General features: G+C 47.3%; 24 protein-coding genes and 1 tRNA gene. 17 read left to right on the plus strand and 8 right to left on the minus strand.

Annotated features, from left to right (window positions below; translation table 11 throughout):
- Positions 1-9: 9 nt before the first annotated feature.
- From HZB75_00500 to HZB75_00510, 3 genes are all read right to left on the minus strand, one after another.
- Complete coding sequence (locus HZB75_00500) at positions 10-294, minus strand: hypothetical protein (protein QQG50977.1); 285 nt, start codon at positions 292-294, stop codon at positions 10-12.
- The gene (locus HZB75_00505) at positions 294-998 is read right to left on the minus strand and encodes a hypothetical protein (protein ID QQG50978.1); all 705 of its coding nucleotides are present in this window, start codon (positions 996-998) and stop codon (positions 294-296) included. Before HZB75_00505 ends, HZB75_00500 begins: the two co-directional genes overlap by 1 nt.
- A gap of 61 nt (positions 999-1,059) precedes the next feature.
- On the minus strand, positions 1,060-2,079 hold the full coding sequence (locus HZB75_00510) for a hypothetical protein (GenBank protein ID QQG50979.1): 1,020 nt from the start codon (positions 2,077-2,079) through the stop codon (positions 1,060-1,062).
- A 175-nt stretch (positions 2,080-2,254) separates the two neighbouring features.
- On the opposite strand from HZB75_00510, the gene HZB75_00515 reads away from it, so the two are divergent.
- From HZB75_00515 to HZB75_00535, 5 genes are all read left to right on the plus strand, one after another.
- Complete coding sequence (locus tag HZB75_00515; protein ID QQG50980.1) at positions 2,255-2,401, plus strand: hypothetical protein; 147 nt, start codon at positions 2,255-2,257, stop codon at positions 2,399-2,401.
- 29 nt (positions 2,402-2,430) lie between these two features.
- Positions 2,431-2,967: an adenylyltransferase/cytidyltransferase family protein gene (locus HZB75_00520; protein QQG50981.1), complete on the plus strand. Its 537-nt coding sequence runs from the start codon at positions 2,431-2,433 to the stop codon at positions 2,965-2,967.
- Between the two features lie 183 nt (positions 2,968-3,150).
- Positions 3,151-3,939 (plus strand): SDR family oxidoreductase, encoded by a 789-nt coding sequence (locus tag HZB75_00525; GenBank protein QQG50982.1) that lies wholly within the window; start codon positions 3,151-3,153, stop codon positions 3,937-3,939.
- Positions 3,936-4,505 (plus strand): hypothetical protein, encoded by a 570-nt coding sequence (locus HZB75_00530; GenBank protein QQG50983.1) that lies wholly within the window; start codon positions 3,936-3,938, stop codon positions 4,503-4,505. The genes HZB75_00525 and HZB75_00530 overlap by 4 nt, the downstream gene beginning before the upstream one ends.
- A 54-nt stretch (positions 4,506-4,559) precedes the next feature.
- Positions 4,560-6,875, plus strand: a complete 2,316-nt coding sequence (locus HZB75_00535) for an MMPL family transporter (GenBank protein QQG50984.1) — start codon at positions 4,560-4,562, stop codon at positions 6,873-6,875.
- A 46-nt stretch (positions 6,876-6,921) separates the two neighbouring features.
- Here the strand turns inward: HZB75_00535 and HZB75_00540 are convergent, their stop codons facing one another.
- Positions 6,922-7,539 carry a hypothetical protein gene (locus HZB75_00540; protein ID QQG50985.1) on the minus strand — a complete coding sequence of 206 codons (618 nt, stop codon included), beginning with the start codon at positions 7,537-7,539 and terminating at the stop codon, positions 6,922-6,924.
- Between the two features lie 500 nt (positions 7,540-8,039).
- Positions 8,040-8,975 carry an NADP-dependent oxidoreductase gene (locus tag HZB75_00545; protein QQG50986.1) on the minus strand — a complete coding sequence of 312 codons (936 nt, stop codon included), beginning with the start codon at positions 8,973-8,975 and terminating at the stop codon, positions 8,040-8,042.
- A 115-nt stretch (positions 8,976-9,090) separates the two neighbouring features.
- Between HZB75_00545 and HZB75_00550 the strand changes: the two genes are divergently transcribed.
- The 3 genes from HZB75_00550 to HZB75_00560 all read left to right on the plus strand — a co-directional run bounded on the left by HZB75_00550 (position 9,091) and on the right by HZB75_00560 (position 10,583).
- A complete protein-coding gene (locus HZB75_00550) occupies positions 9,091-9,618 on the plus strand; it encodes a hypothetical protein (protein QQG50987.1) in 528 nt (175 codons plus the stop codon).
- A 268-nt stretch (positions 9,619-9,886) separates the two neighbouring features.
- On the plus strand, positions 9,887-10,129 hold the full coding sequence (locus HZB75_00555) for a hypothetical protein (GenBank protein QQG50988.1): 243 nt from the start codon (positions 9,887-9,889) through the stop codon (positions 10,127-10,129).
- Between the two features lie 7 nt (positions 10,130-10,136).
- The gene (locus HZB75_00560) at positions 10,137-10,583 is read left to right on the plus strand and encodes a hypothetical protein (GenBank protein QQG50989.1); all 447 of its coding nucleotides are present in this window, start codon (positions 10,137-10,139) and stop codon (positions 10,581-10,583) included.
- A gap of 345 nt (positions 10,584-10,928) precedes the next feature.
- Here the strand turns inward: HZB75_00560 and HZB75_00565 are convergent, their stop codons facing one another.
- A complete protein-coding gene (locus tag HZB75_00565) occupies positions 10,929-11,693 on the minus strand; it encodes a hypothetical protein (GenBank protein ID QQG50990.1) in 765 nt (254 codons plus the stop codon).
- A gap of 117 nt (positions 11,694-11,810) precedes the next feature.
- Between HZB75_00565 and HZB75_00570 the strand changes: the two genes are divergently transcribed.
- Positions 11,811-14,438: a hypothetical protein gene (locus tag HZB75_00570; protein ID QQG50991.1), complete on the plus strand. Its 2,628-nt coding sequence runs from the start codon at positions 11,811-11,813 to the stop codon at positions 14,436-14,438.
- 30 nt (positions 14,439-14,468) lie between these two features.
- On the opposite strand, the gene HZB75_00575 is transcribed toward HZB75_00570, so the two are convergent.
- On the minus strand, positions 14,469-14,645 hold the full coding sequence (locus tag HZB75_00575) for a PH domain-containing protein (GenBank protein QQG50992.1): 177 nt from the start codon (positions 14,643-14,645) through the stop codon (positions 14,469-14,471).
- A 127-nt stretch (positions 14,646-14,772) separates the two neighbouring features.
- A tRNA-Met gene (locus HZB75_00580) sits at positions 14,773-14,849 on the minus strand.
- A gap of 61 nt (positions 14,850-14,910) precedes the next feature.
- Here HZB75_00580 and HZB75_00585 point away from each other — a divergent pair.
- The 8 genes from HZB75_00585 to murJ all read left to right on the plus strand — a co-directional run bounded on the left by HZB75_00585 (position 14,911) and on the right by murJ (position 22,874).
- Positions 14,911-15,549 (plus strand): pentapeptide repeat-containing protein, encoded by a 639-nt coding sequence (locus HZB75_00585; protein QQG50993.1) that lies wholly within the window; start codon positions 14,911-14,913, stop codon positions 15,547-15,549.
- 187 nt (positions 15,550-15,736) lie between these two features.
- Positions 15,737-16,003 (plus strand): hypothetical protein, encoded by a 267-nt coding sequence (locus HZB75_00590; GenBank protein QQG50994.1) that lies wholly within the window; start codon positions 15,737-15,739, stop codon positions 16,001-16,003.
- Entirely contained in the window at positions 15,996-17,228 is a 1,233-nt protein-coding gene (locus HZB75_00595) for a hypothetical protein (GenBank protein ID QQG50995.1), read from the plus strand. Before HZB75_00590 ends, HZB75_00595 begins: the two co-directional genes overlap by 8 nt.
- Positions 17,229-17,263: 35 nt before the next feature.
- Entirely contained in the window at positions 17,264-17,833 is a 570-nt protein-coding gene (locus HZB75_00600) for a type II secretion system protein (protein ID QQG50996.1), read from the plus strand.
- A complete protein-coding gene (locus HZB75_00605; GenBank protein ID QQG50997.1) occupies positions 17,833-18,447 on the plus strand; it encodes a prepilin-type N-terminal cleavage/methylation domain-containing protein in 615 nt (204 codons plus the stop codon). The genes HZB75_00600 and HZB75_00605 overlap by 1 nt, the downstream gene beginning before the upstream one ends.
- Before the next feature lies 1 nt (position 18,448).
- On the plus strand, positions 18,449-19,294 hold the full coding sequence (tilS, locus tag HZB75_00610; GenBank protein QQG50998.1) for a tRNA lysidine(34) synthetase TilS: 846 nt from the start codon (positions 18,449-18,451) through the stop codon (positions 19,292-19,294).
- Between the two features lie 70 nt (positions 19,295-19,364).
- The gene (gene ftsH, locus HZB75_00615) at positions 19,365-21,224 is read left to right on the plus strand and encodes an ATP-dependent zinc metalloprotease FtsH (GenBank protein QQG50999.1); all 1,860 of its coding nucleotides are present in this window, start codon (positions 19,365-19,367) and stop codon (positions 21,222-21,224) included.
- Positions 21,225-21,245: 21 nt separating this feature from the next.
- Positions 21,246-22,874 carry a murein biosynthesis integral membrane protein MurJ gene (gene murJ, locus HZB75_00620; GenBank protein ID QQG51000.1) on the plus strand — a complete coding sequence of 543 codons (1,629 nt, stop codon included), beginning with the start codon at positions 21,246-21,248 and terminating at the stop codon, positions 22,872-22,874.
- Positions 22,875-22,890 lie beyond the last annotated feature (16 nt).

Raw genomic sequence — 22,890 nt, forward strand, 5'->3', positions numbered from 1 at the left:
TGTTTCTCCTTACATTACCAGTCGGTGATGTTTGTATAAATATGCAGCTTCGGGGTGGTGCCGGTGAAGTGTCTCGGTTGCTTTGCGGCGTAGGTCGCTACTGGTTACTTCGGGCCGGGTGGCGAGCCACTTCTCTAGCGCGTTGCACACGGCATCGGCTATCATTTCGGCCTCACCCTCTGGACATCGCACGCTCAGGCAGGCGGCGCGGACGCTGGCGTGGAGCTTTTTCCGGTCGAAATGTTCGGTAGGGCGCTCGCCGCCGCGTTTGATAATGTCGATAGCCTTTTGCATTACATGCCCCCACTTACGGTAATAACACGATCGACGTAGATATAAAAACCAAGAATAAGCAGGCCGCTTCCGGCGGTAAATTGAAGAAACTGTTTGTTGTTTTCGCGCCATTGTTGAATTCGGCTGAGTTTGTGGCCGCTGCCAATAAGTGCATACACTACCAAAAGCGAAAGGGAAGAGACGATCGTGTAAATACCTATGCCGGCAAGCTGCCAAACTGGCTCTAGCTGAATAAGCGCGAGCGCGCTAATGACGATTGGCGCCAGGATAAAGATAATTTCGCCTGCAACGCTGCTAAGCCCCAGTCCAAATGCTTCGCTACTGTGTTTTGTTGCTTTGGTGCGGTCGCTAAGGTACCGAGCCATTCCACGGGGCAGCCATAGGCTTGTGCCGGGTTCGCGACGATAGTAAAACGCCCACACGGCAATACCAAGACCAAGGAGTAGGCCAGCGCTAGCGGCCCAGACGACGGGTGGGATGTTTTGCCCGAACGAGCGTTCAAATACGAAAGCGGCAAAGGTGAGAAGCAACATGGTCATAACGCCGCTCCCTAGTAAAAAGCTGAATGTCAGGCGAAGCAGTTTAGCGTGCTTTATTTTAGAGCCGATCGCGTGGCCGCTAAGGAGCGTCAGCATACTCACGCTCAGTTGAAAACTGGCGTGGATAAGTGCTGCGAATGCGACGATAACGAGGGAATCTATCATTATGTTTATTTTTGTCTACCTCTGTAATACTTATACCATAAGCGGTGTTGTTTGGTCAAAGTTAATCCCGCTCGGCAAGGAACTGCTGGCGGTTGCGCTGAATAAGCAAAATAAGGTCTCGTTCCTGCGTAAGACGCGTGTGGCGCTGAATATCAAGCAGTAGGCGGTTGCGTTTTGTGTTATCAAGATCAAAGATTTCAAGGAGTAAATCGTAGATATCTTCGTTGATTTTGCGCAGTGCTTTTAGACTTTGGGTTTTGTGGGCGCCAATCAGCTTTTCGGCCTCGCGGTCACGAAAACTCTGCGTAACGCGCTCGAACAGCTTAAGCCGCTTGTTTGGGTTTTTCAAATCTTCTTTAGACAGCGCGTCGACATGTTTTTGGTACTTAGCCCGAAGATCAAGCACCGTAATAAAGTTCCATTCTTTGCTGACAATTTGTCCTACAAGACTTTCGGGGTCTTTAAGTAGCTTTTCGAGCTGCTGCTCGATTTCCTCAAGTCGCTCGTCTTCGTCTTGCTCGGTACGTTGACGCTCTTTGTTGATTTGGATCGCCGTGCGTTGGCGTTCTAGCCACGAGGCATGCGGATCACACAAAATAACATTGTATTTTACGGACGCCTGAACTGCGCGGATATAATCTATGTAGCGCGAAAAATAACTCTCGATATCTGTATCGGCCTGCGAGAGGAACGTTGCGGCGTAGTCACGTTGCGGCGGAAACTCGCCGTTTTCTTTAGGGTAGAGGTTGGAAAGCACTTCGTTTAGTAGCGAACGTTTGCGCTCGTCGATAAGGTAATCGGCAGCTTTGTCGGCGTCACTGTCGCCAAAGCCAAGGGTACGGATAAGTGTTTTTTTGAACTTGGTATCGGTTCGGGTCTGCTCTAGGTCGCTGTGGATTGGCTGGATTTGCTCGGTCCAGGCCCGAAGAACGTCGTCGGTTGTGGTGTGTTCGGTCTCAAGATTTGCCGCTTTTTCACGATCTTCTGGCGTAAACTGCCGCAGTGCGCTGGTGGCCTCGGCCCTAAACGTCTCGCGCTCGGTTTTTATAAACTCTTCAGATACATGATTAGCAATGCCCATATGCCTAGTTTAGCATAAGAATCTTGCGGCCGACGGGGTAAAAAGCCGGGGATTTAAAATGATGTGCAAATTGTTGAAAAATCAGTGTGAAAATGATCAAAATACTATTGCTTTTTTATACCATTTATGCTTAAATAAGTACATAAAACAATAAAACAAAAAAGGACGCAAACACATGGAAATCCTATCGGCATTCTTCGGCGGAAACGCTTCAGATAGCACAGACCTCGCTACCTGGAACCGACCACGAAGCACTGAGGAACTTCAGCAGTTCATCAATAGCCACCACGACATGTTACCCGACAATATCGAAATAGAATAACAGATACTTTTTCTGTATAATAAGCAACAATGACGCGCCGCATAGGAATTTACCCGGGCACGTTTGACCCGGTCCACGATGGACATATTGCATTTTGTCTGGAAGCCCGCAAGGTATGCGGCTTAGATACCGTGTACTTATTGCCCGAAGCCAACCCGAGAGGGAAGCGGGATGTAACAGATCAGCAGGAACGAATCCGGCTGCTCGGGGAAGTGGTTGAAAAGCACTCCCCTCTTCAGCTTGTTACCGTCAGCTCGCCGCAATTTACTGTCGCCGAAACGCTGCCCGAACTGGAAAGGGAATTCGCGGGCGACGAACTGACATTTCTTATTGGATCGGACGTGGCGCGGTCGCTGTATCTGTGGACCGATCTAAAGAGCCTCTTGTCGAAGAGCTCGTTGATTGTAGGGCTTCGCGGGCTGGATACACAGCAAGAAGTTCACCGAATGATACGCGAAGCTGAACGGGCGCATGGAATATTTGCGAACTACGAAATTATTGTAACGAAACATCCGTTCGTGTCATCATCGCAGATAAGGGCGCTGAAGGCGTCGTCGACCTTTTAGCTGTTTGTTATTGGGGGACTGCTGAAAGTGATTTTAATGGGGAAGTAAGAACGGGCAAGAGGCGAGGCGGAATTTTTTGTATTACTCCCCTGCTCTGCTTTTGTGATCTGTGTGGTAGCTGCTAAATTGCTAGTGGTATATACTAGAGGCGAAAGTTCGTAGGAATAAATCTTTGGAGGAATCATGAATGAACTAACCCCTGTCGAGACACTTCTCAGCCTCGCTGGAAAGGCGGCTATTGTAACGGGTGGCGCCAAGGGAATAGGCTATAGTATCGCGTATCGTTTAGCCGAGGCAGGCGCGAAAGTGCTTGTTGCGGACACCGATGAGGTGGCAGTGAACGAGGCGGTGAAAGTATTTGGCGAAAAAGGCTGGGTGACGAAGGCGATTGTTGCGGATGTTTCTAGTGAAGAAGCAGTGCAGCAAATGATTTCGACATGCCAAGAGGCGTTTGGATCGGTGGATATTTTGGTGAACAACGCGGGAATTTACCCCCCTGCCCTTGTGTCGGCTATGACCCTCGACGATTTTGAGCGGGTGATTCATGTCAACCTACGAAGCGTGTTTTTAACGACCAAGTACGCGGCAGAAGTTATGAAATCTCAGGGCGGCGGCAAAATAATCAACGTTACTTCTATCGACGCGGTTCATCCGTCTATGGTAGGGTTGGCACACTACGATGCATCAAAACATGGCGAATGGGGCTTTACGAAAAATGCAGCGTTAGAGCTCGCGCCATATAATATTACGGTAAATGCAATTGCGCCTGGTGGCGTTGCAACGCCTGGTGTTGCGGCTATGCAACAAGGCGGATCTGAGGAGATGCTAAAGGCGGTGCTTGCGACAATTCCTATGAAGCGAATGGGCGAGCCAGATGAAATAGGGAAGGTTGCACTGTTTTTGGCGTCAAGCATGGCGAGCTATATGACTGGCGAGCAAATAGTAGTCGATGGAGGGAAGTTACTATCATGACAACCGATACAAAACGTTACGCGGCAATAGTAATCGGCGCAGCAATTGGGCTTGTGGCATCGTTTTTGCAGATGATAGAAAAGCTGATTTTGGTGGGCAACAAAGACGCGGTTCTTAGCTGTAATATCGACAGTGTCTTTAGCTGTAGCAGCGTGCTGAATGCGTGGCAAAGCAGCGTGTTTGGGTTTCCGAATTCGCTGATGTGCGTTGCGGTGTTTGCATTGTTTTTGGGTGTTGGTTTGGTAGGACTTACGGGCGGGCGTATTTCGAAAGGTATGCGAATTGCAACGCAGGGAATTGCGCTATTCTTTTTGGCTTTTGGGTTGTGGTTTTTGTATCAAAGTACCTATGTTATAGAGGCGATTTGCATTTTCTGCGTGTTCTGTATGGGCGGGCTTTTAATGGTAAACGCGGCGCTATGGCGGCTTAACTTTTCGAAGGGCAGTAACGACAATAAGCTCGAGAAGTTCATGCGCAAAATGAGCGCCCAAGGCCTAGACACGCTTTTATGGGTAACAATTGCCATGAGTATTACGCTGACAATTATCTTTAAGTTTTACGTGTAGAAATAACTTACGCAGGTCACATTTATATAGCGCGAGTTACGCTATACTATAACCATGCATAAACGTTTTCAAAAACTTACTTCTTCAAAATGGCTTCGAAGGTTGTTGCCAGCTGTCCTTATTATCGTTTGGATAACTCTTGCGGGTATTGGTGGGCCATATTTTGGCAAGATCGACGAAGTGTCGAGTAATGACCTGACTGCCTTCTTGCCAAGCAATGCCGAATCAACAAAGGTAAACGATGAGCTTGCGAAGTTCCGCGATAGTAATACGCTGCCGCTTTTGGTGGTGTTTGATAAGGGCGGCGAAAAACTAAGCGAGGCAGACAAGACGGCGCTAAAAGATGCGGCCGCAAAAATTCAGGATATTGATGGGGTAGTCGATGACGTGTCGCCGCCGCTGATATCCGAGGACGGCAAGGCGGCATTTATTGCCGTTCCGCTAGAAGTGGGCGGGGAATTTAAAGAGATTTTTGCCGAGATAAAAGGTGATTTAGACGGCACAAACCTGGCAACCGATTATAAGTTTACCGGTCCGGCATCGTTTGCCGAGGATATTCAAGGGGCATTTGCGGGAATAGACGGCACGCTACTGCTAGTGGCGCTTGCGGTGGTATTTGTGATTTTGCTTGTCGTATATCGCTCACCTCTTTTGCCGGTTATTGTTTTAGTGGGTGCCATGAGCGCGCTGGCGACGGCAATTTTGCTGGTGTGGCACTTGGCGAAGGCAGATGTTTTGCAATTAAACGGCCAAGTGCAGGGGATTTTGTTTATCTTGGTTATTGGTGCAACGACCGATTACGCGCTGCTATATATTGCAAGGTACAAAGAGGAATTAACACGACACAAAACGGCGTGGCAGGCGACAGTTGCGGCGCTTAGGGCGTCGTTTGAACCAATACTTGCGGCTGGTGGAACGGTGGCTGCTGGGCTTTTGTGTTTGCTACTTTCAGACCTCGAATCGAACAAGGCCTTAGGACCAGTTGGGGGAATAGGGATCGGACTTGCGGTTATCACTTCCCTCACCTTCCTTCCCTCTTTGCTTTTGGTATTTGGGCGTTCGGTATTTTGGCCGCGCCGACCAAAATACGAACCGGAACTGCGCAATGATTACGAACACCGCCACTCACTTTGGGTAAAAGTTGGTTCGCTCGTTCACCGCCACCCGCGCCGAATATGGGCGGGAACGGCAGGGTTACTGTTGCTTGCTTGTGTTGGAATCTTTCAATTAAAGGCCGATGGCGTGCCGCAGAACCAACTGATACTCGGATATTCAGAGGCACGTGAAGGTCAAAAGGTGCTCGATGCTCACTTTGCGAGTGGCTCGGGATCACCGGTATATGTGCTGGTAAACGAGGGCGAGCTTAAAAAGACAGCGTACAAGCTGGATATGAATAAAGGAATTGATTCTGTCAGTGTTACGGCGACAGATACGCCGTCGGGTTCTGCGCCGGTGGGCGTTACCGAACGCGAGCTAAAGGCGACAATCAAAAAGCAAGTGACAGCAGAACGCGCAAAGCAGGTGGCTGCAGTAAAGGCGCAGATCACCAAGCAAATGGCAGGGCTACCTCAACCGGTTATTGACCAGGCAGTGAAAGCTGCTATGACCAAGATACCATCTGTCGATACGATTGCGGCTAGTGCGTATCCATTTAAAAATGCAAAAAACAAGGTGATTGACGGCAAGGTGCTTTTGCAGGCAACCCTCGTTGATCAGGCAGATTCGCTTGCTGCACGCGAAACGGTAAAGCAACTGCGTGCTGATTTTAAAGAAGTGGGATCGAGCGCTTTAGTAGGTGGGGTGAGTGCCGTGCAGTACGATACGAACCAGGCGTCGCTTCGAGATAGGGCTCTTTTGATACCAGTTATATTGGTGGTTATTACGATTATTCTTATGCTGCTGCTTAGAGCGATTATTGCACCGTTAGTGTTGTTGCTAACAACGGTTGTGTCGTTTGCGGCAACGCTTGGTATTGCTGCCCTGCTGTTTAATAATGTCCTTGGTTTTCCGGGCGCCGACCCATCGGTGGTGATATTTGGGTTTGTGTTCTTGGTGGCGCTTGGTATCGACTACAATATCTTCCTTATGACGCGAGTGCGCGAAGAGACAATAAAGTGGGGCGTCAGCAAGGGAACGATAAAAGGCCTTGTGGTAACGGGCGGGGTAATAACATCGGCGGGGATCGTGCTGGCAGCAACATTTGCAGCACTTGGCGTTATCCCAATTTTGTTCCTGGCGCAACTGGCGTTTATTGTAGCGTTCGGCGTGTTACTTGATACGATTGTCGTGCGTTCGCTATTGGTGCCGGCGCTCACGCTAGAAATTGGCAAGTGGATGTGGTGGCCGTCGAAGGCGGGCAAGAAAAAGTAAATAAAAAAGCCGCTCGGTAAAGAGCGGCTTTTTGTATGTTTAGGCTTTAGCGCCAGTGCTTGTCGTCGTGGTCATGGTGGTCGTGGTGACCGTAGCCGTGGCCGTAGTATGGGCTAAAGTAGCCTTTGCCTATCATCAAGTATTTAACATTGATGTTGTTGTCGGCTGCCCATTGCTTAAGCTCGGTGCGCATTGCGTCGCGCTTGTCTTTTAGCTCTTCGCGTTTAGCTTCGATTTTTACTTTTTGCTCGGCAGTAATCTTACCCTCGTCTACGAGTTTTTGAAGGTCATATTTAAAGACGTATTCAACGTCGATTCCTTCAGTCTCGGCCCAAACTTCCAACGCGTCGTGCTCGGCTTTCATTTCAGCACGAACCTCTGTTAGTTTGGTTTCGATGGCAGTTTTCTGCTCGGCGGTTATCTTGCCCTTGTCTACTAATGTTTGTAGGTAGGCAGAGACCTTAGCTTCTTCTTGGTCCGATTTGTAATCGTCGAACACTGCTTGAACCTCGGCTTCGCTAAGGTTGAATTCTTGTGCAATTCGAGCGACTAAATCGTCGTTTTTGTTATCGTGAAAGGCAAATGCTGCGTTCGCGCCCACCGTTCCTGCAATTCCTATAGTGGCGGCGACTCCCGCGATGAGTAGTGATTTTTTGGTTAGCATGAGTAATGCTCCCTCTGTTAGCTACTTATATTGCGCAGTCTGCTATTTTGCTTGTCGTACACCTTTTAAAAAACTTCGTAACGCCGCTGCGTTATAGGTGCATCATCTCGACGCGTCTATTCAGCTGCCTTTCAATAATACGAAGGCAATATGAGAGAATGCTGAAAGCGAAAGGTTTTTATCAGCAAAATAGAAAATGACGAAACGAAATCACTCTAGTGACAGCCATATTTTTGATAGTATATTTTATGTGCCCAAAATAGTTTTGGGCGCCGACGAGCAATGGGGGTGGCGAGATGTTTCGCGTAGTGTATGGCCTTGTCGTTCGAATGGTCGACAAGGCAAACAAGTGCTGTAACCACGACGAATCGACCGCGTGTCGATGTCAGGCTGGCTGCACCTGCAAGTGCGATGGTTGTGCGTGTTCGTAAATGAGCGCGCGATGTCGACGAGTAGGTTGGTAGCCCATTGCCTTCCTGCTGCTCGTCGCACATCCAAAATTATTTAATCCTAATCGCGACTTTTCCAAGAACTTCGCCGCTTTCGCGTGCGCGCTGTGCCTCGGCGATTTGATCGAGGGGGAATGTTGCGCCAATTCGCGGCGTTATGACACCTTGTTCTACAAGGTCGCGGAGCGTATCGAGATACCCAGTAGTGACATGTGTCATTTGGTGGATTGCCGTTACCTCTAGCTTGGCGGCGAGGGCGCTGTCGGCGTCGGCCGCCATAGATACCGCGATACCGCCTTTCTTAAGAATAGCGAGGGATTTGTCGAAGGTGTCGCCGCCAACCGTATCGAATACTGCGTCGTAGTCTTTTAATAGGGCAGAGAAGTCATTTGTTTTGTAGTCGATCACTTCATCGGCGCCAAGTTGTTTTGCTAGCTCGATACCTTCTCTGGTAGCAGCAGTGGCAACGTATGCGCCAATATTCTTCGCAAGCTGAATCGCAATCGAGCCGATTGCGCCCGCGCCACCGTTGATAAAGATTTTTTGGTTGACAGCCAGTTTAATATGCTCGGTAAGCGCCTGAATCGCGCTTACTCCCGCAAGAGGGAGTGATGCTGCCTCGGTAAAGCCGAGGTTTTCTGGCATTTTGGCGATTTGCGTGGCACTAGTAGCGGCAAATTCGGCGAACGCACCGCTGTTACCTGCGACTATATTTGCCTGGCCATATACTTTGTCGCCAACGGTAAAATCAGTAACATCTTCGCCGGCCTCGGTTACAACGCCCGCAATATCCCCGCCAAGCGTTGCCGGGAGCTGAAGGGGCACGTTTTGCTGCAAGTAGCCTTCGCGAACAATCGTATCAAACGGGTTAAGGCTAGCGGCGTGAACCTCTACGACAACCTGACCAGGCTTTGCTACGGGCATATCCGTATCGTTGATTTTTACAACCGACGCGTCACCATATTCGGTAATTTGTGCTGCTTTCATTTTATCCCTCCAAGATTTTAGTGCTACTTTAATGATAGGTTACTATATTAAATATAGCAACTTTCAAAAAGTCAGAGTTGTCTTTGGTGGCTTGAAGCTATAAAGTTAAGGCAGTATGACTAAATCACTAGCCAAGAGGCATTCGGCGGCGAAGGGTATTAAATTCGTTTTTCGTTCTTCGGACTGGGCTATTATCCCTATGGCTATTCTAGTGGCCTATGCTTGGTATCTTGTTTTTACTAGTCGCATTGTGCTGCATGTAGATATGTTTACTACATGGTATCACAACATAATCTTCCACCCAGCCGTCTCCGCTTTAGCTATCGCCATATTTGGGTCATTATATATTTATCGGGACATTTTACGCAAAGATGTTGGAAAGTATGGTCGAGCAGTCGCCTATCTATTCGCAATTCTCGTCGTATGGTTTCTTTTCCTTCTGTTGGGTGGTTTGATGATAAACGAATCAAGTCCGATGTGCACGGGCTTAATGGGTGGAAGGACGCCATGTATCGAGGTGGATCAGCTTAAATTCTATCTGCTTTTTCTTAATCCATATTCACTTGTGCTTTGGGCTGTTCTCAGTATCATCGGCTCTGTTCTTACTGTGCTGAAAATCAGGCGTGAGTCCAAGCTAGAGTAATAAAAAGAATCGCTTGGAGGCGATTCTTCAAATAATTTCCTGGTAGGAGTGGCCAACTCGAAGTGGAACTCTATCCGTCGAGAACTGATCGAAATGAGTCGCATCGTAGAGTACGCCAGAGAACAGAATATTCAGATAATTAAGCAATAAGGATAGAACAGGACACTCCTGCGTTGCGCTTATGTTATATCACGACTATAATAGGGGTATAACCAAAATGCTATCGGTTTGAATGTTTAAATAAAAATGCTATAAATGAAATATATATATGCCTGGTGAAATTTTAGAGAGAGTTAATTTTTGGGAAGTTTTTAGACGTGGTCAAAACGACTCCTTGATCACGATAGTTCCTATTATTGTTAGTACCGCGCGTTTTGAGGCGGATACTATAGTAAATAAGGGTTCTACGTTGGGTGGCATCGATTTTCATACGTATATTGACCGTGATATAGCTATAACAAAAACGGATTCAGGTACTTACATTATTAAGGGCTTTTACCTTCCAGAGTAAGAAAATTATGTTTATCAAACTGCGCAACTGGTTGATAAAAATTCTGGGCGGCACGACTTCTAGCCCTGTGCAGCAGCCATCGGCATCAGTGTCTCGGCGTAGTCAAAGAAGGGGAAATGCTAATAGTGGGAGCGTTATCATTGCGCCCACAACGGATATTCGAATCGACAACCTTGAGAAACAGATCAAGGCTTTAGAGAAAACTACAGACAAACACCACGGAGAGCAGCGCAACATAATTATAGGCGCCGTATTTGCCACCGTGCTAATCGTTGCGTCTGTTGCTGCGGAAGTAATAATGTTTAATGCTACTTTTAACCAAAATCTCGATTCCGCTCAAAAACAGCAACGTGAAGATTATAAGTCACTGCAAGAAGAAATCAACAGGACGAAAGACGCCCTGCATCAAGAGATAATTACTCAAATACGACCAACACCACCACAGCAACAGTAACTCGCAGGTTCAATAGTCCGAACTGCCTTTTAGTTTTAAGGATGAACTCCCGATGTCCTCTAGCATAAGTATATTAAAAGTATATTCTTATTGCATTGCAAGAGTTACACTAGTGGCATAGGATTGATACAAGTGACATAAGTGGTGGTGACACTTGAGCGAGTAACAAACACCATAGGTCTAAGAGAATAGTAACGATAAAGGCAAATGGCAAAAAAGTCATTGAGATTGACGAACAGTCCATTGAAAAAAATCTTGACTATTTATCCAGATGACTGAGCTTCGACAAGACAACTTTACATCAAGCTAAGAAGTGATGTATTTGTTCCCTAGCGTCCCTTCATGCTATTTTTTACGCTCCTCGGAGACAAGAAGATGCTGATAATTTTCTGCTAGCTCAAAACTACCGTTTACAAGCTGAATGGCAAGTAAAATGGCTGTTCCGATATTAAATATACTCTTAGCGATATCTTGTTTTTTAGACGACTGTCGGATACTAGGATATTGGCGAAGTAGGCTACCGAATATCTCATCGACCTTTCGCAGAACCTCGTGGGGGCCGAGAGTGTCATAGTGGTTTAAGGCGTAGTGAAGCTCGTCAAGTCGGTGGAGGAAGAAGTCTGTAAACTTATTATCCAGATCGGCGGATTTGATATCTTCCATCAATTGAGATACTGATCCTAAGAGATCTTTGAGGTTATCTTTGGAGGGTAGCGCTTCGGGGCAGTGTATGTCGAGATAGGCACTAATCATTTCAAGAGAAGATTCTAGAGAATGTGGTATGCTATTCGCAACACTTACAGCGTCACTATCCAGGATTAATCCTGACAAGACCTTTTCGAGGTCAGTGACCACGCGATTAAATGGGGTGGGGTTAAGGCTTTCGATCTTTCCAAGATCCATGCGAATTTGCCCAGGAACTCTCCAGAGCTCGCCTATAATTTGCATAAGCATACTAGTGTCGTCGATGTCGTATCCATACATTCTTGCAAGGGCATGACGAACTGTTCTTTGATTACGTTTGTCTGATGGAGGCGGGGCGGATTGACGGAATTTGTGAAGAAGTATTACTGCACGATTCGCAGAGTTTGTTTGTAGCGCATCACTCATATTATTGACAAGTATACTCTAAATGTACTAGTTAAGTAAAACTGAGTAACCGAAAAAGAATAAGCGTTATAAACTATAAATGCATAAATAACAACTATAGTTTGGTATAGTGTATATATGATTTGGCAGTATCTGAGACGAATTGTCGTAGGCGTAATATCAGGTATGATAGCGGCTGGTATTACGATTTTTTTATTGAATGAGAATTTCCTGGATTCTTCTGCAAAACCCGATGAACTAATTGGTAATCTGTCGTGGGTTGAGCTCGGCTTCTTTACTTTAGTCGCGATTATACTGATAGGCGTGTCCAGTCGTATAGGGCTACCTTTGCTTAGATCGTGGTTTGTAGGCTCAAATTGGAGCAAGACACTGGAGAATTACTTAAAGTTTATCATTCCACTAGGGCTTTTAATACTAAATCCTTATAATATTAGCCTGTATCCGCACTTCTCTCTTTTTATAGCTTTTATTATGGCTCTAATTCTTGGCGCCGCTGCAATTGCTCATGTGCAGCCATGGATCGCGAGTAGAAAAAACGCTTCAGGACGAAAAGCTACAAAGTTTATAGAGGATAAGCCCATCAGCAATCTCCAAGAGCTCTCGGAGTCTCAGCGTAAGTATGTTGAGGAGCTCAGGCAAGTTCTAGAGATCGGTCAGCCAAGATCGGTAGGGTTAACGGGGCCGTGGGGAGCTGGCAAAACCATGGTTTATCAGAAGGTACGCTCTAGTTTAGAGACAAATAAACGTTTAATCTGGGTGGACTTTGAGTCGTGGCGTTACGCATCTGAGGAGGCGCTAGTTAAAGGTTTTTATGATTCAATCGCGAAAGCTTTAGAGTCTCAGTCGCCTAGTTATCAAAATATAGTGAAGGTAATGACCAGAGCCGTTAATCAGTTTGTTAGTGTTGCGAATAATAAGCTTCTTTCCTCTACCTTCGATATTCTCAACACTATAGACGCACAAAGTAAGCCCGATAATATAATAAAGGAAGTTCTCGATAGGGAGAAAAAGAGGCTCATAGTTGTAGTTGACGACATAGAGCGGCATTATAGCGAAGATCGTATATATAGAACTTTGCAGCTTGTTCATCATGCCAAATCGATACACGAGCAAAATATCCAAATACTCTGTATTTATGAAAAGGATGCAATTATAAGAGCGGCTCCGCCACATGCACCCGATCCGTCTGCTTTTTTGGAAAAATTCACCGAGATGGAAATCTCCATTTTGCCACCTAGCAATGCAGAGCTTCAGAGTCTACTAGGGGAATATATTGAAAAGTATAGAGATCTGTTAAAAATAGGTGAAAGCTTTTCGCTCTCCACGTACGAGGGAGACGTTGGGGAAATGGGCTCTTACAGAAGTGTTATAAGAATTTTTAATGACTTGATTCTCACCGCCTATACGAATAAAGGGCGGCAGTATTCCTACGAGGAATATGTATGTTTTGAAGATAGGTTCGCAATGGCTCATATAAAATTGGCCTATCCAATACTATACAGAGATATTTATAAGAATCGGGACTATTATGTCGAGAGAGATACTCTAGATACTATAGACTGGCATTTTATGGATAAAGAGCAGAAGAAGTCGCTATTCGAAAGACATATGACCGTAATAATGCAAAAGAGCAATCTCCAGAATGAACGGAGGGAGGCTGTAATTCAAATGTTATGTAACCTGTTCCCTGCTTTGGCGGTTGGATTAGGACAAGCTTCTAAAAGATCGAATATTAGTTTTGCAGACCTAAAGGGTGCTAAGCAAGTTGCTCACCCTGACGTGCTCGATGCGTACTTTAGTGCTACGGCTCGCGTGGACGAATACAATGCAAGTGAACACCTCGTTAACCAGATACTTACTCGGATTGATAGTGTTAGGTTTGAGGATGAAACGCTTATGAAAATTATGAGTGATTTTATGGTGGAGGCAGAAAGTCAGAAAGTGGAGAATGTAGCATTCTTCCTTATGCAACAGGCGATTGGCCGTCGCGAAGAAAGTCTGCAGACGTTTAAGCTGCCCCTCTTGAGGGCGTGGCTAAGGGCTACCCTAAGGGAAGGAGCTGGTGAAGGTGGCGACTCAGCTTTGGCTAGAATTCTTTCTAAGGCCGATGAGCTTATACGGCATGAGACGCTCGTTGATTCTGCAGATGCAGACAAGCTCACCTCCATATTATTCGCAAATGTTGTACAGTTTATCGCCGATCCGAAGAATGCGTTGACGATGCTTCTTTACCTTGTTCCAGACCGAGGCAATGGTTTTTTTGCGCAGTATGTGCAACAGGAAGTCGGTAAGCGTAACGGCTTGTTTGTTCGTGTTTTATCGAGGGTTACAAAGCTAATAATCGAACAACCGTTAAATATCTATGAAATGTATGATTACGGAGATTGGTCTTTTGTGGCCTATCAATGGGCATATAGTATTTCTGCAGGAGGAGGCATCAATGCTTCCGTGCCAGGATGGAAGAAGCGCTACAAAATAGCTACAGAGTATCTCGCAGGGTTATTAAAGAAAGATGATCTGCTTGCTTACAAAGTGGTGACGCGGCGGTTTAAGGATAAAGCCCTAGACAATGCATTTGAAAGCGAGAGAATGAAGATTAATGCCAATACATTCATTCCTCACGACGTCAGTACTATGATCAAGCTAACAGATAAACTTCGAAAATCCCCTCGTCTTACGAGTGATCAGAAAGGAGAAGTTGGTCAGATTTATAAGAAGTTAGCAATCTTTCATAAGTCTGACTAGTTTGCGAAGACTCAAGCGCAAGAATAGCCGTTACAGGAGTTTGTGTTTTGATGACTGGACAAACTTCGCCTGTGCTGTGCGTCGAGCAGATTCAGGGCTCTTAATGTGTCTAAAAGTAATTTCATCTTGCTGCTCTTTCATATGTATTGTGATGGTGCCGTAGTTATACTTGCGTCCGAATGCAGACTGATCAACACTAACCTTCATAATGTCTTCATAGGGTATCTCCTTGCTGGTAGTAATGATTGCGACAAGGGTTTTAGAACCGCTAAATTAGCCAGTTCTTATCTGTTAATACAAGAAATCGCCCTTTCGGGCGACTCAAATTCAACTCTGGTAGCAGCGACAGGGATCGAACCTGTGACCTTAGGCTTATGAGTCCTACGCTCTAACCAACTGAGCTACGCTGCCACATTTACTTGGTTGATTGTATCAAATAGTCGCCAACTTTTCCAGTGTTATACTGAGGGGAATGAAGATAAGTGCGCCGCAGCTTAACCCGCAGCTCGATGAAATAACGCTCGATGCGTTTTTAGAGGGGGATATTGAAGATGCCGCGCTGCGAAACCGCGACGCTACGAACGCCCACATTACATCGCTAGATATGAGCGGCGTGGTGCTAGAAAAGGTGATTTTAACGGCGGCGCAGTTTGAGAGGATAAACGCGCGCGATTTAAAAGTGGGGCAGTGCGACCTTTCGGCGGCTATGCTGGGCGGCGGGGCTATTAACCGCGCGGCGTTTACAAACTGCCGCATGGCTGGCGTGGATATGAGCAAGACCGCTCTACACGACGCCACGTTTAGTGGCTGCAAACTAGATATGGCCAACTTTCGTTTTGCTGATATCCGCAGGGTGAAATTTACGGATTGCACGTTTACTGATACTGATTTTTTGGGTGCGGTGCTGCACGACGTAACGTTCGAATCGTGCACGCTGGAGCGCACGGTGTTTACGCAGGCAAAATGCAAGCTGGTTGATCTTCGCAGTTCGGATTTATTTGAGCTGGTTGGCTGGAGTTCGTTAAAAGGCGTGATAATCGACGGCGTGCAGCTGGCGGCCGTATCGCCATACCTTGCGCACGAACTTGGGATTACGGTTCGCAGCCAATAATTATTTATCTATGGGGCGAAAAGGGGTATACTAAGGGTACTTCCCCGCGATACTCACTGGCGTAACGCTAAGCGTCCCTCGCGATTGGATCATTCATTGTCTTCGGAATTTTGCTAAGAAACGGGCAAAAGAACGGGCAATACAATCAAAAAGCGTTTCTCAAACTATAATTTTGAGGATTTTTGATATGAATGATGAAACTTTTTTGAACGAGCGAATAGAGGTGGTAACGGTATTTGGCGAGGGCTTAAACCCGTGCCGGCCAGTGCGATTTAGACGACCCAACGGCCGCGATGTAGAGGTGAGTGAGATTGGTCTGCGCCACCCAGACAACAAGGGTTTAAAGACGATTCATATGTTCGATGTGACCGATGGCGGCACCGATTACCGGCTAGAGTTTGATAGCGAGCGGCTGACATGGCACCTTACGCAGGAGATGGATCACTATGAATGATAGTTACAATCCCGAGCGCCCAATGGTGCTGCATATCGATTTGAACTCGTGCTTTGCCACGGTAGAGCAGCAGGCACGGCCAATGCTGCGCGGCAGACCAGTGGCGGTGGTAAACCGACGTACCGAAAATACGATGATAGTGACTGCCAGCTACGAGGCAAAGCGCCTTGGTGTAACGCTAGGCATGCGCGTGCGGGATGCAAAGCGGCTGGCACCCGATTTGGTGGCGCTAGAAAGCGACCCGCCAAAATATCGTTTTGTGTATCACAAACTTATGGATATTATGAAACGCTATTCGGCACATATCACCATGAAAAGTATCGATGAGGGGGTGATTGATTTTCATTTTGCGACTGATGCCATGAAATCGCGTGATTTGGTAGAGATCGGCTACGAGCTGAAAAAGGCGCTAAAAGACGAAATTGGCGTGTGGATGCGCTGCAATGTGGGGATTGGTCCGAACCGGTTTTTGGCAAAAACGGCGGCTGGCCTGCACAAGCCCGATGGTCTGGATGTGATTGATTATACGAACCTTCGACAGACGTTTGCGACATTAAAGCTAACGGATCTTACCGGGATTGCTGGGCGGAACGAAGCGCGACTGAATAGGGTGGGGATTTACACGCCGCTAGAGTTTTTAGACGCCGACGTAGAGACCTTGCAAAAGATTGTATTTAAAAGCGTGAACGGTGTGTATTGGCACCAGCGTTTGCGCGGCTGGGAGGTCGACGACGTTTCGCACGACGTAAAAACGGTGGGGCGGGAATACGTACTGGAATCGTTTGATTTGTCGCGGACAGAGATTTTGCAGCGGCTACATCATTTGTGTGAATCGGTAGGACACCGCATGCGTTCGCAAAACAAGGCGGCTCGCGGCGTGCTAGTGGGCGTTCGCTCGCGCTCGCAGGGGCACTGGCATGCGCGGCGTATGTGTCCCCTGCCCTTTTTTAGCAACCAGGCAATTTACGCGCAGGCGGCCATGCTATTTGCACAGGCGCCCGACGATGTGGTGAAAATCAGTATCACCTGCTACGAACTAGAGAGCGGCATAAGTAATCAGCTTAGCCTCTTTGGCGATCAATTGGCGCGCGAACAACATGTGACCGACGCGATAGACGAGATAAACAAGCGCTTTGGCGATCGCACGGTTCATTCTGCAAATACGCTTGGTACCGGCTTTTATGTAAAACAAAAAGTGCCGTTTGGAAGCACAAGGTTTTTATAGTCGAGGCGTACTTAAAAATGGTACTATAAAGCTATATGAAAAGTCGTGGGCGAACCAAGGGATTTACGATTGTAGAGCTGTTGATTGTGATTGTAGTCATTGCAATTCTCGCTGCTATTACAATCGTTGCGTATAACGGCATTCAGGGAAGAGCGCGCGACAGCCAGCGAGTGCAAGACATGAACACAATTATTAAGGCACTCGAGGTATATAAAACGTTAAACGGTACCTATCCTGCACCCGTTTCTACAACTGGCGCTGCCGGCTGGGAGGTGAGCACGACGGGGTCGGCCGCTACTAACTTTTTATCGGCCTTAACGGGCACGAGTGGTGTTTCAAAAGTGCCGGTTGACCCTACGAACACAGGGGTTGTAGGCGATCTTGCCCCGGCGCGCAACAAAGAAAACTACGAATATTTTTACTATAGGTATACTGCGGGTGATAACGGCTGCAATGCGGCGCGCGGTGATTATTACGTAGTGGGGGTTGCGCGCATGAACGGCGTTGCAAGTGGATCAAATTCACCGCAGAGTCCCGGATTTTCATGCACGGGGCGTGATTGGTCATATGAAGGCGCATGGGTAACAGGAGGGTATACAAAATGATGCATTATTATAAACGCGGGTTCACTATTGTGGAGCTATTGATAGTTATTGTGGTAATTGCGATTTTGGCATCGCTTGTGATCGTTTCGTATAACGGAACGCAGTCGCAGGCGCGCGAAGCAAGGATTCGTACCGATTTAGGAAAAATGCGCGAGCTGGTCGACGCTTACAAGGCCGAAAAGGGTACGTATCCGATTACTGCGGCCGCGCTCAACCCGGATTGGGGTACGGTAACAGCGCGAACTGACACGATGTGTAATATTGGGACACAAAGCGGCGATTGGATTCCGAGCCTTGGCACGTCGAATCTGCCGAAAAGTAATAAAGAAAAGGGCGTTGGCGGACACCCGGGCTGTTACATGTATGTGAGCGACGGCACGAGTTACGTTATTTCGGCCTGGAACATGCTCGATGCGCCTAAAACCGATACGCTGTATCGCCGGCTCGGATTTCGCGAGACCGACCCATCCCATGCTAACCAGTTTTATATCTGTAACCACAGTGCTATTGGCGGAGTAATTGGCTCATATAACGTGAACAACGATTACTATAAGCGCTCTCTGACTATTTCGAATATAGAATCGTGCAACGAAACACCGCCTTCAGGTGCGTAATATGAAGTATCTTGTTGCAGTAAGTGGCGGTGTTGATTCGGTGGTGCTTTTAGATATGCTAGTGGGCGAGGGCGAGCACGAATTGATTGTGGCGCACTTTGACCATGGGATTCGCGAGGACTCGGCGGCGGATGCCCGATTTGTCGAGACGCTCGCAAGACACTACAACTTAGAGTTTATAGGAACGCGCGAAGAGTTAGGCCAGGGCGCGAGCGAAGAGCTAGCCCGCACTCGGCGATATGAGTTTTTGCGAAACGAGGCAAAAAAGCGCGGTGCGACAATCGCCACTGCGCACCATGCCGACGATATTATCGAAACGATCGCAATCAATATAAGCCGTGGAACGGGCTGGCGCGGCGTAGCGGTACTGGATAGCCCTGCTATATATCGGCCGCTTTTAAGCCTTACAAAAGAGAGTATTCGTACCTATGCCCGGAGCAAACGGCTGGAATGGGTCGAGGATAGTACGAATGCCGAGACGAAATATCTTCGCAACAGGATTCGGCGGCTCATTGCCGAGAAGCTAAGCGACGAGCAGCGAGATACTATTCTTGCGGTGTGGAAACGCCAAATCGGCCTAAAGGCACAAATCGATCTCGAAACCTTGGCGTTTGTCGATAGCGATGGTGAATACTCACGTTACTTTTTTGCGCAGATCGATGACGGGGTGGCGAGCGAACTGCTTCGGGCGTTTGTTTTGGTGCGAGGCGGCGAAAGCCCGACGCGTCCGCAGGCGGCCCGCGCGTTAATCGCAATTAAGACCGCTAAGCCACATTCGGTTTACGAACTTGGCGCACGTACGAATCTTCGCTTTACGGCTCGGACTTTTATTGTAGAAACACCTTAGGAAGTGGTATTATTATCTAGAGTGAATTTTCTTATATGAACCGTACCTAGGAAGGAACAACCGATTTTTTATGGCAACTAAACAGCAACCCCCGAAGAAGAAAATGAGCAACCTGATTCGTATCAGTCTTTTTTGGGCAATTTTGGTATTTATCGTCCTCGCGACCATCGCTATCTTTTCTCCTCAGAGCACTCTGAAAGAAGTTTCGATTTCTGATGTTATCAACAGGGCAAACAGTGGACAAATTAAAAAGCTCGAGATTCAGGGCGACGATGTCAAAGTGACAGTAAAAGACCAAGACAAAGCGACTGAAAAATCTGTCAAAGAGTCGAGCAGTAGTATTTACGAGCAAGGCTTGCAGCAGGGTAAAACCGAAGTCTCAATCTTGCCGCCTTCAACAACTGGCACGACACTATGGAACCTTGCGATTATCATTGTTCCAGTGATTCTTATTGCTGCGTTCTTTATGTTTATGATGCGCCAGGCGCAGGGTCAAAACAACCAGGCTATGGGCTTTGGTAAATCAAAGGCTAAGCTTTACGGTATCGATAAGGAAAAGGTGACGTTTAGCGATATCGCCGGTAACGATTCTGCAAAGCAAGATCTTGAAGAGGTCGTTGATTTCTTGAAACACCCTAAAAAGTACGAGACACTTGGTGCCAAGATCCCTAAGGGTGTGCTACTTGTGGGTAACCCAGGTACTGGTAAGACCATGCTTGCGCGCGCAGTAGCGGGCGAGGCAAACGTTCCTTTCTTCTCGATTTCAGGTTCTGAATTCGTAGAAATGTTCGTTGGTGTTGGTGCTAGTCGTGTTCGCGATTTGTTTGCGAAGGCTAAAAAGAACGCGCCAGCTATTATCTTTATCGATGAGATTGACGCTGTTGGTCGCAAGCGCGGCTCGGGTATGGGCGGTGGCCACGACGAGCGCGAGCAAACCCTTAACCAGATTTTAGTAGAGATGGACGGATTTGAGACAGGTACGAACGTTATCGTTCTTGCGGCAACAAACCGTGCAGATGTGCTTGACCCTGCACTTCTTCGCCCGGGCCGTTTTGACCGTCGAACGAATATCATGCTCCCAGAGCGCAAAGACCGCGAAGCGATTTTGAAAGTTCATTTTAAGAACAAGCCAACCGACGAATCAGTAAATATCGACGCACTTGCAGCAAAGACCGCCGGTTCATCTGGTGCGGATCTTGCAAACATGGCTAATGAGGCAGCGATTGTGGCTGCTCGCCGCAACGCAAAAAAGATCAGCAACGCAGATCTTACCGAAGCATTTGAAAAAGTTGCTATTGGTCCAGAGCGCAAAACCAAGGTTATGAACGAACAAGAAAAGAAAATGACCGCTTACCACGAAGCTGGTCACGCGATTGTTGGACACGTGCTTCCAGACAGCGATCCTGTTCACAAGGTAACGATCATTCCTCGTGGCGGTACCGGCGGTGTAACGTGGTTCTTGCCACCAGAAGACCGTAGTTACACGAACGTGTACGAGTTTAAGGACATTCTTGCCCGCGCAATGGGCGGCCGTGTTGCCGAAAAAATCATGTATGGTGCCGATGGTATTACAACCGGCGCTGGCTCTGATCTTCGTAAGGCGACCGAAATCGCGCGCGATATGATTATCGAACAAGGAATGGGTACGAAACTTCGCGACCAAGTATTCCACGAAGACAACGGCGGTATGATGTTCGACCGCATGACGCACGAACGTCCATATAGTGACGACACCGCAAAAGAAATCGACAAAGAAGTTGAGATTCTTATCCGCGAAGCGGCAAAGCGTGCCGAAGCTGTTATTGAACACAACCGCAAGAGCCTTGATAAGCTTGCAGATGCACTTCTTGAAGCTGAAACGGTTGACGAAGATACTGTTAAAGAAATCCTCAAGGATGCAAAACTTCCAGCGGAGGCCAAGCTTCATTAAAAGCGATAGGCGGATTCAATTATGGGTCGAGTAAGAAGCGCTGTAGCGCGGGCAAATATGAAGTTGACAATCCAGCTAGCAGCAGCGCTGTTAGCTGGATCAACGCTTGTTTCCAGCTTGCTCGGCCTTTTCCGCGTTCGTCTTTTGAACGGTAATTACTACGATACTTATCCCGTAGGGCTCGATGCATACACCGTTGCATTTTTGATCCCTGATTTCATGTTTTTTATTCTGGTATCTGGTGCGCTGAGCGTTACCTTTATTCCAGTCTTTAACCAGCGCCTGGCGAGTGGCAATAAAAAATCAGCCTGGGAGCTTTCGTCGAGCATGATCAACTTCATGGCGATTGTAACCCTTATTGCCAGTGTGCTTATTATTATATTTGCCGAGCCACTTGTGCGCTACGTGGTGGGGCCTGGCCTCGATGAATCTGGTCGCAACCTTGCAATCAGTATGATGCGCGTAATTGCTGTTAACCCGTTCTTGTTTGCTGTGGCGACGGTTATCGCTAGCATGCAGCAGGCTATTGGGCGCTTTGCATTTTATGCGCTCGCACCAACGATTTACAACGTAGGAATTATTATTGGAATCGTGTTCTTTACGGGTGGAATCAATATTTTTGGATGGCAAGTGTTCGAGGGTGGAATAATGGGCGTGGCGCTGGGTGTGGTACTTGGATCCATCTTGCAACTGATTGTTAGTTCGATAGGACTGATTGGTCTTGGTTTTGACTATCAATTCAAGGTGTATTGGAAAAACAAAGGGTTTCGAGAGGTATTGCATCTTCTACCGGCCCGATCACTCGATCAAGGCGCAGATTATGTAAATAGTATCGTTGAAACAAATTTGGCGTCACGTATGATGTCGGGAACGGTTGCCGCGTACCAACAGGCGACCACACTGCATCTGGTGCCAATCAACCTTATCGGTGTTGCTATTAGTACGGCGGCGTTTCCGAAAATGACTGAACGTTTGGCTCAGGGAAGGCCAGATTTATTTAAAAGCGAGCTGCAAACCGTTATTAGGGTTATTATATGGCTGTCATTGCCTGTGGCGACAATCGCGTTCTTTACGCGTGGTTACCTGGTGAACTTTATTAAGAACGGTGGTGATGCGCTTATGGCAGGGCTACTTGGTTCGCTTGTTGTGGCGATTCTTTTCCGATCAATTTATCATATTGCGGCGCGTAGCTTTTATGCACAGCAAGATACAAAAACACCACTTTATATCTCCATTTTTGCCATAGCACTTAATATTGGACTTGCGATTTGGTTTACTATGTCACTTGGGATGGGTGCATATGGTTTGGCGTGGGCGCAGTCTATCGTTGCGTTTATAGAAGTGATGATTCTGTTCTATATTATGTCGCGACGAATTAAAGGGCTGTTCGATATGGCGTTTATGCATGCCGTTGGGCGGATGATGACGGCCACGGCTATTATGGGAATCGTTAGCTATATTACGGTGCAGATTTTTCAACTTGGGGCGGTCGACCAGAGCTTTCTTGCGACATTTCCAAAGTTTGCAATTATTGTAGCTATTAGTGCGGCTGCATATGTTCTATTTAGTAAAATGCTAAAATTGTCCGAATCCGACCCTATTATTTCGCGTGTTAAATCGCTGCTGTTTGGGCGTGCGCGATCGAACTGATATAATTGACATCTGA

The sequence above is a fragment of the Candidatus Saccharibacteria bacterium genome (assembly GCA_016432585.1).
Taxonomy (GTDB): domain Bacteria; phylum Patescibacteriota; class Saccharimonadia; order Saccharimonadales; family Saccharimonadaceae.

What these genes read in the sequence shown, in the direction of transcription:
- HZB75_00520 (QQG50981.1), top strand. Translation starts at nt 2,431, where the DNA reads ATGACGCGCCGCATAGGAATTTACCCGGGCACGTTTGACCCGGTCCAC.
- HZB75_00555 (QQG50988.1), top strand. Translation starts at nt 9,887, where the DNA reads ATGCCTGGTGAAATTTTAGAGAGAGTTAATTTTTGGGAAGTTTTTAGA.
- HZB75_00565 (QQG50990.1), bottom strand. Translation starts at nt 11,693, where the DNA reads ATGAGTGATGCGCTACAAACAAACTCTGCGAATCGTGCAGTAATACTT.
- HZB75_00510 (QQG50979.1), bottom strand. Translation starts at nt 2,079, where the DNA reads ATGGGCATTGCTAATCATGTATCTGAAGAGTTTATAAAAACCGAGCGC.
- HZB75_00525 (QQG50982.1), top strand. Translation starts at nt 3,151, where the DNA reads ATGAATGAACTAACCCCTGTCGAGACACTTCTCAGCCTCGCTGGAAAG.
- HZB75_00535 (QQG50984.1), top strand. Translation starts at nt 4,560, where the DNA reads ATGCATAAACGTTTTCAAAAACTTACTTCTTCAAAATGGCTTCGAAGG.
- HZB75_00515 (QQG50980.1), top strand. Translation starts at nt 2,255, where the DNA reads ATGGAAATCCTATCGGCATTCTTCGGCGGAAACGCTTCAGATAGCACA.
- HZB75_00570 (QQG50991.1), top strand. Translation starts at nt 11,811, where the DNA reads ATGATTTGGCAGTATCTGAGACGAATTGTCGTAGGCGTAATATCAGGT.
- HZB75_00505 (QQG50978.1), bottom strand. Translation starts at nt 998, where the DNA reads ATGATAGATTCCCTCGTTATCGTCGCATTCGCAGCACTTATCCACGCC.
- HZB75_00575 (QQG50992.1), bottom strand. Translation starts at nt 14,645, where the DNA reads ATGAAGGTTAGTGTTGATCAGTCTGCATTCGGACGCAAGTATAACTAC.
- HZB75_00600 (QQG50996.1), top strand. Translation starts at nt 17,264, where the DNA reads ATGAAAAGTCGTGGGCGAACCAAGGGATTTACGATTGTAGAGCTGTTG.
- HZB75_00545 (QQG50986.1), bottom strand. Translation starts at nt 8,975, where the DNA reads ATGAAAGCAGCACAAATTACCGAATATGGTGACGCGTCGGTTGTAAAA.
- tilS (QQG50998.1), top strand. Translation starts at nt 18,449, where the DNA reads ATGAAGTATCTTGTTGCAGTAAGTGGCGGTGTTGATTCGGTGGTGCTT.
- HZB75_00540 (QQG50985.1), bottom strand. Translation starts at nt 7,539, where the DNA reads ATGCTAACCAAAAAATCACTACTCATCGCGGGAGTCGCCGCCACTATA.
- HZB75_00530 (QQG50983.1), top strand. Translation starts at nt 3,936, where the DNA reads ATGACAACCGATACAAAACGTTACGCGGCAATAGTAATCGGCGCAGCA.
- HZB75_00560 (QQG50989.1), top strand. Translation starts at nt 10,137, where the DNA reads ATGTTTATCAAACTGCGCAACTGGTTGATAAAAATTCTGGGCGGCACG.
- HZB75_00590 (QQG50994.1), top strand. Translation starts at nt 15,737, where the DNA reads ATGAATGATGAAACTTTTTTGAACGAGCGAATAGAGGTGGTAACGGTA.
- ftsH (QQG50999.1), top strand. Translation starts at nt 19,365, where the DNA reads ATGGCAACTAAACAGCAACCCCCGAAGAAGAAAATGAGCAACCTGATT.
- HZB75_00605 (QQG50997.1), top strand. Translation starts at nt 17,833, where the DNA reads ATGCATTATTATAAACGCGGGTTCACTATTGTGGAGCTATTGATAGTT.
- HZB75_00500 (QQG50977.1), bottom strand. Translation starts at nt 294, where the DNA reads ATGCAAAAGGCTATCGACATTATCAAACGCGGCGGCGAGCGCCCTACC.
- HZB75_00595 (QQG50995.1), top strand. Translation starts at nt 15,996, where the DNA reads ATGAATGATAGTTACAATCCCGAGCGCCCAATGGTGCTGCATATCGAT.
- HZB75_00550 (QQG50987.1), top strand. Translation starts at nt 9,091, where the DNA reads ATGACTAAATCACTAGCCAAGAGGCATTCGGCGGCGAAGGGTATTAAA.
- murJ (QQG51000.1), top strand. Translation starts at nt 21,246, where the DNA reads ATGGGTCGAGTAAGAAGCGCTGTAGCGCGGGCAAATATGAAGTTGACA.
- HZB75_00585 (QQG50993.1), top strand. Translation starts at nt 14,911, where the DNA reads ATGAAGATAAGTGCGCCGCAGCTTAACCCGCAGCTCGATGAAATAACG.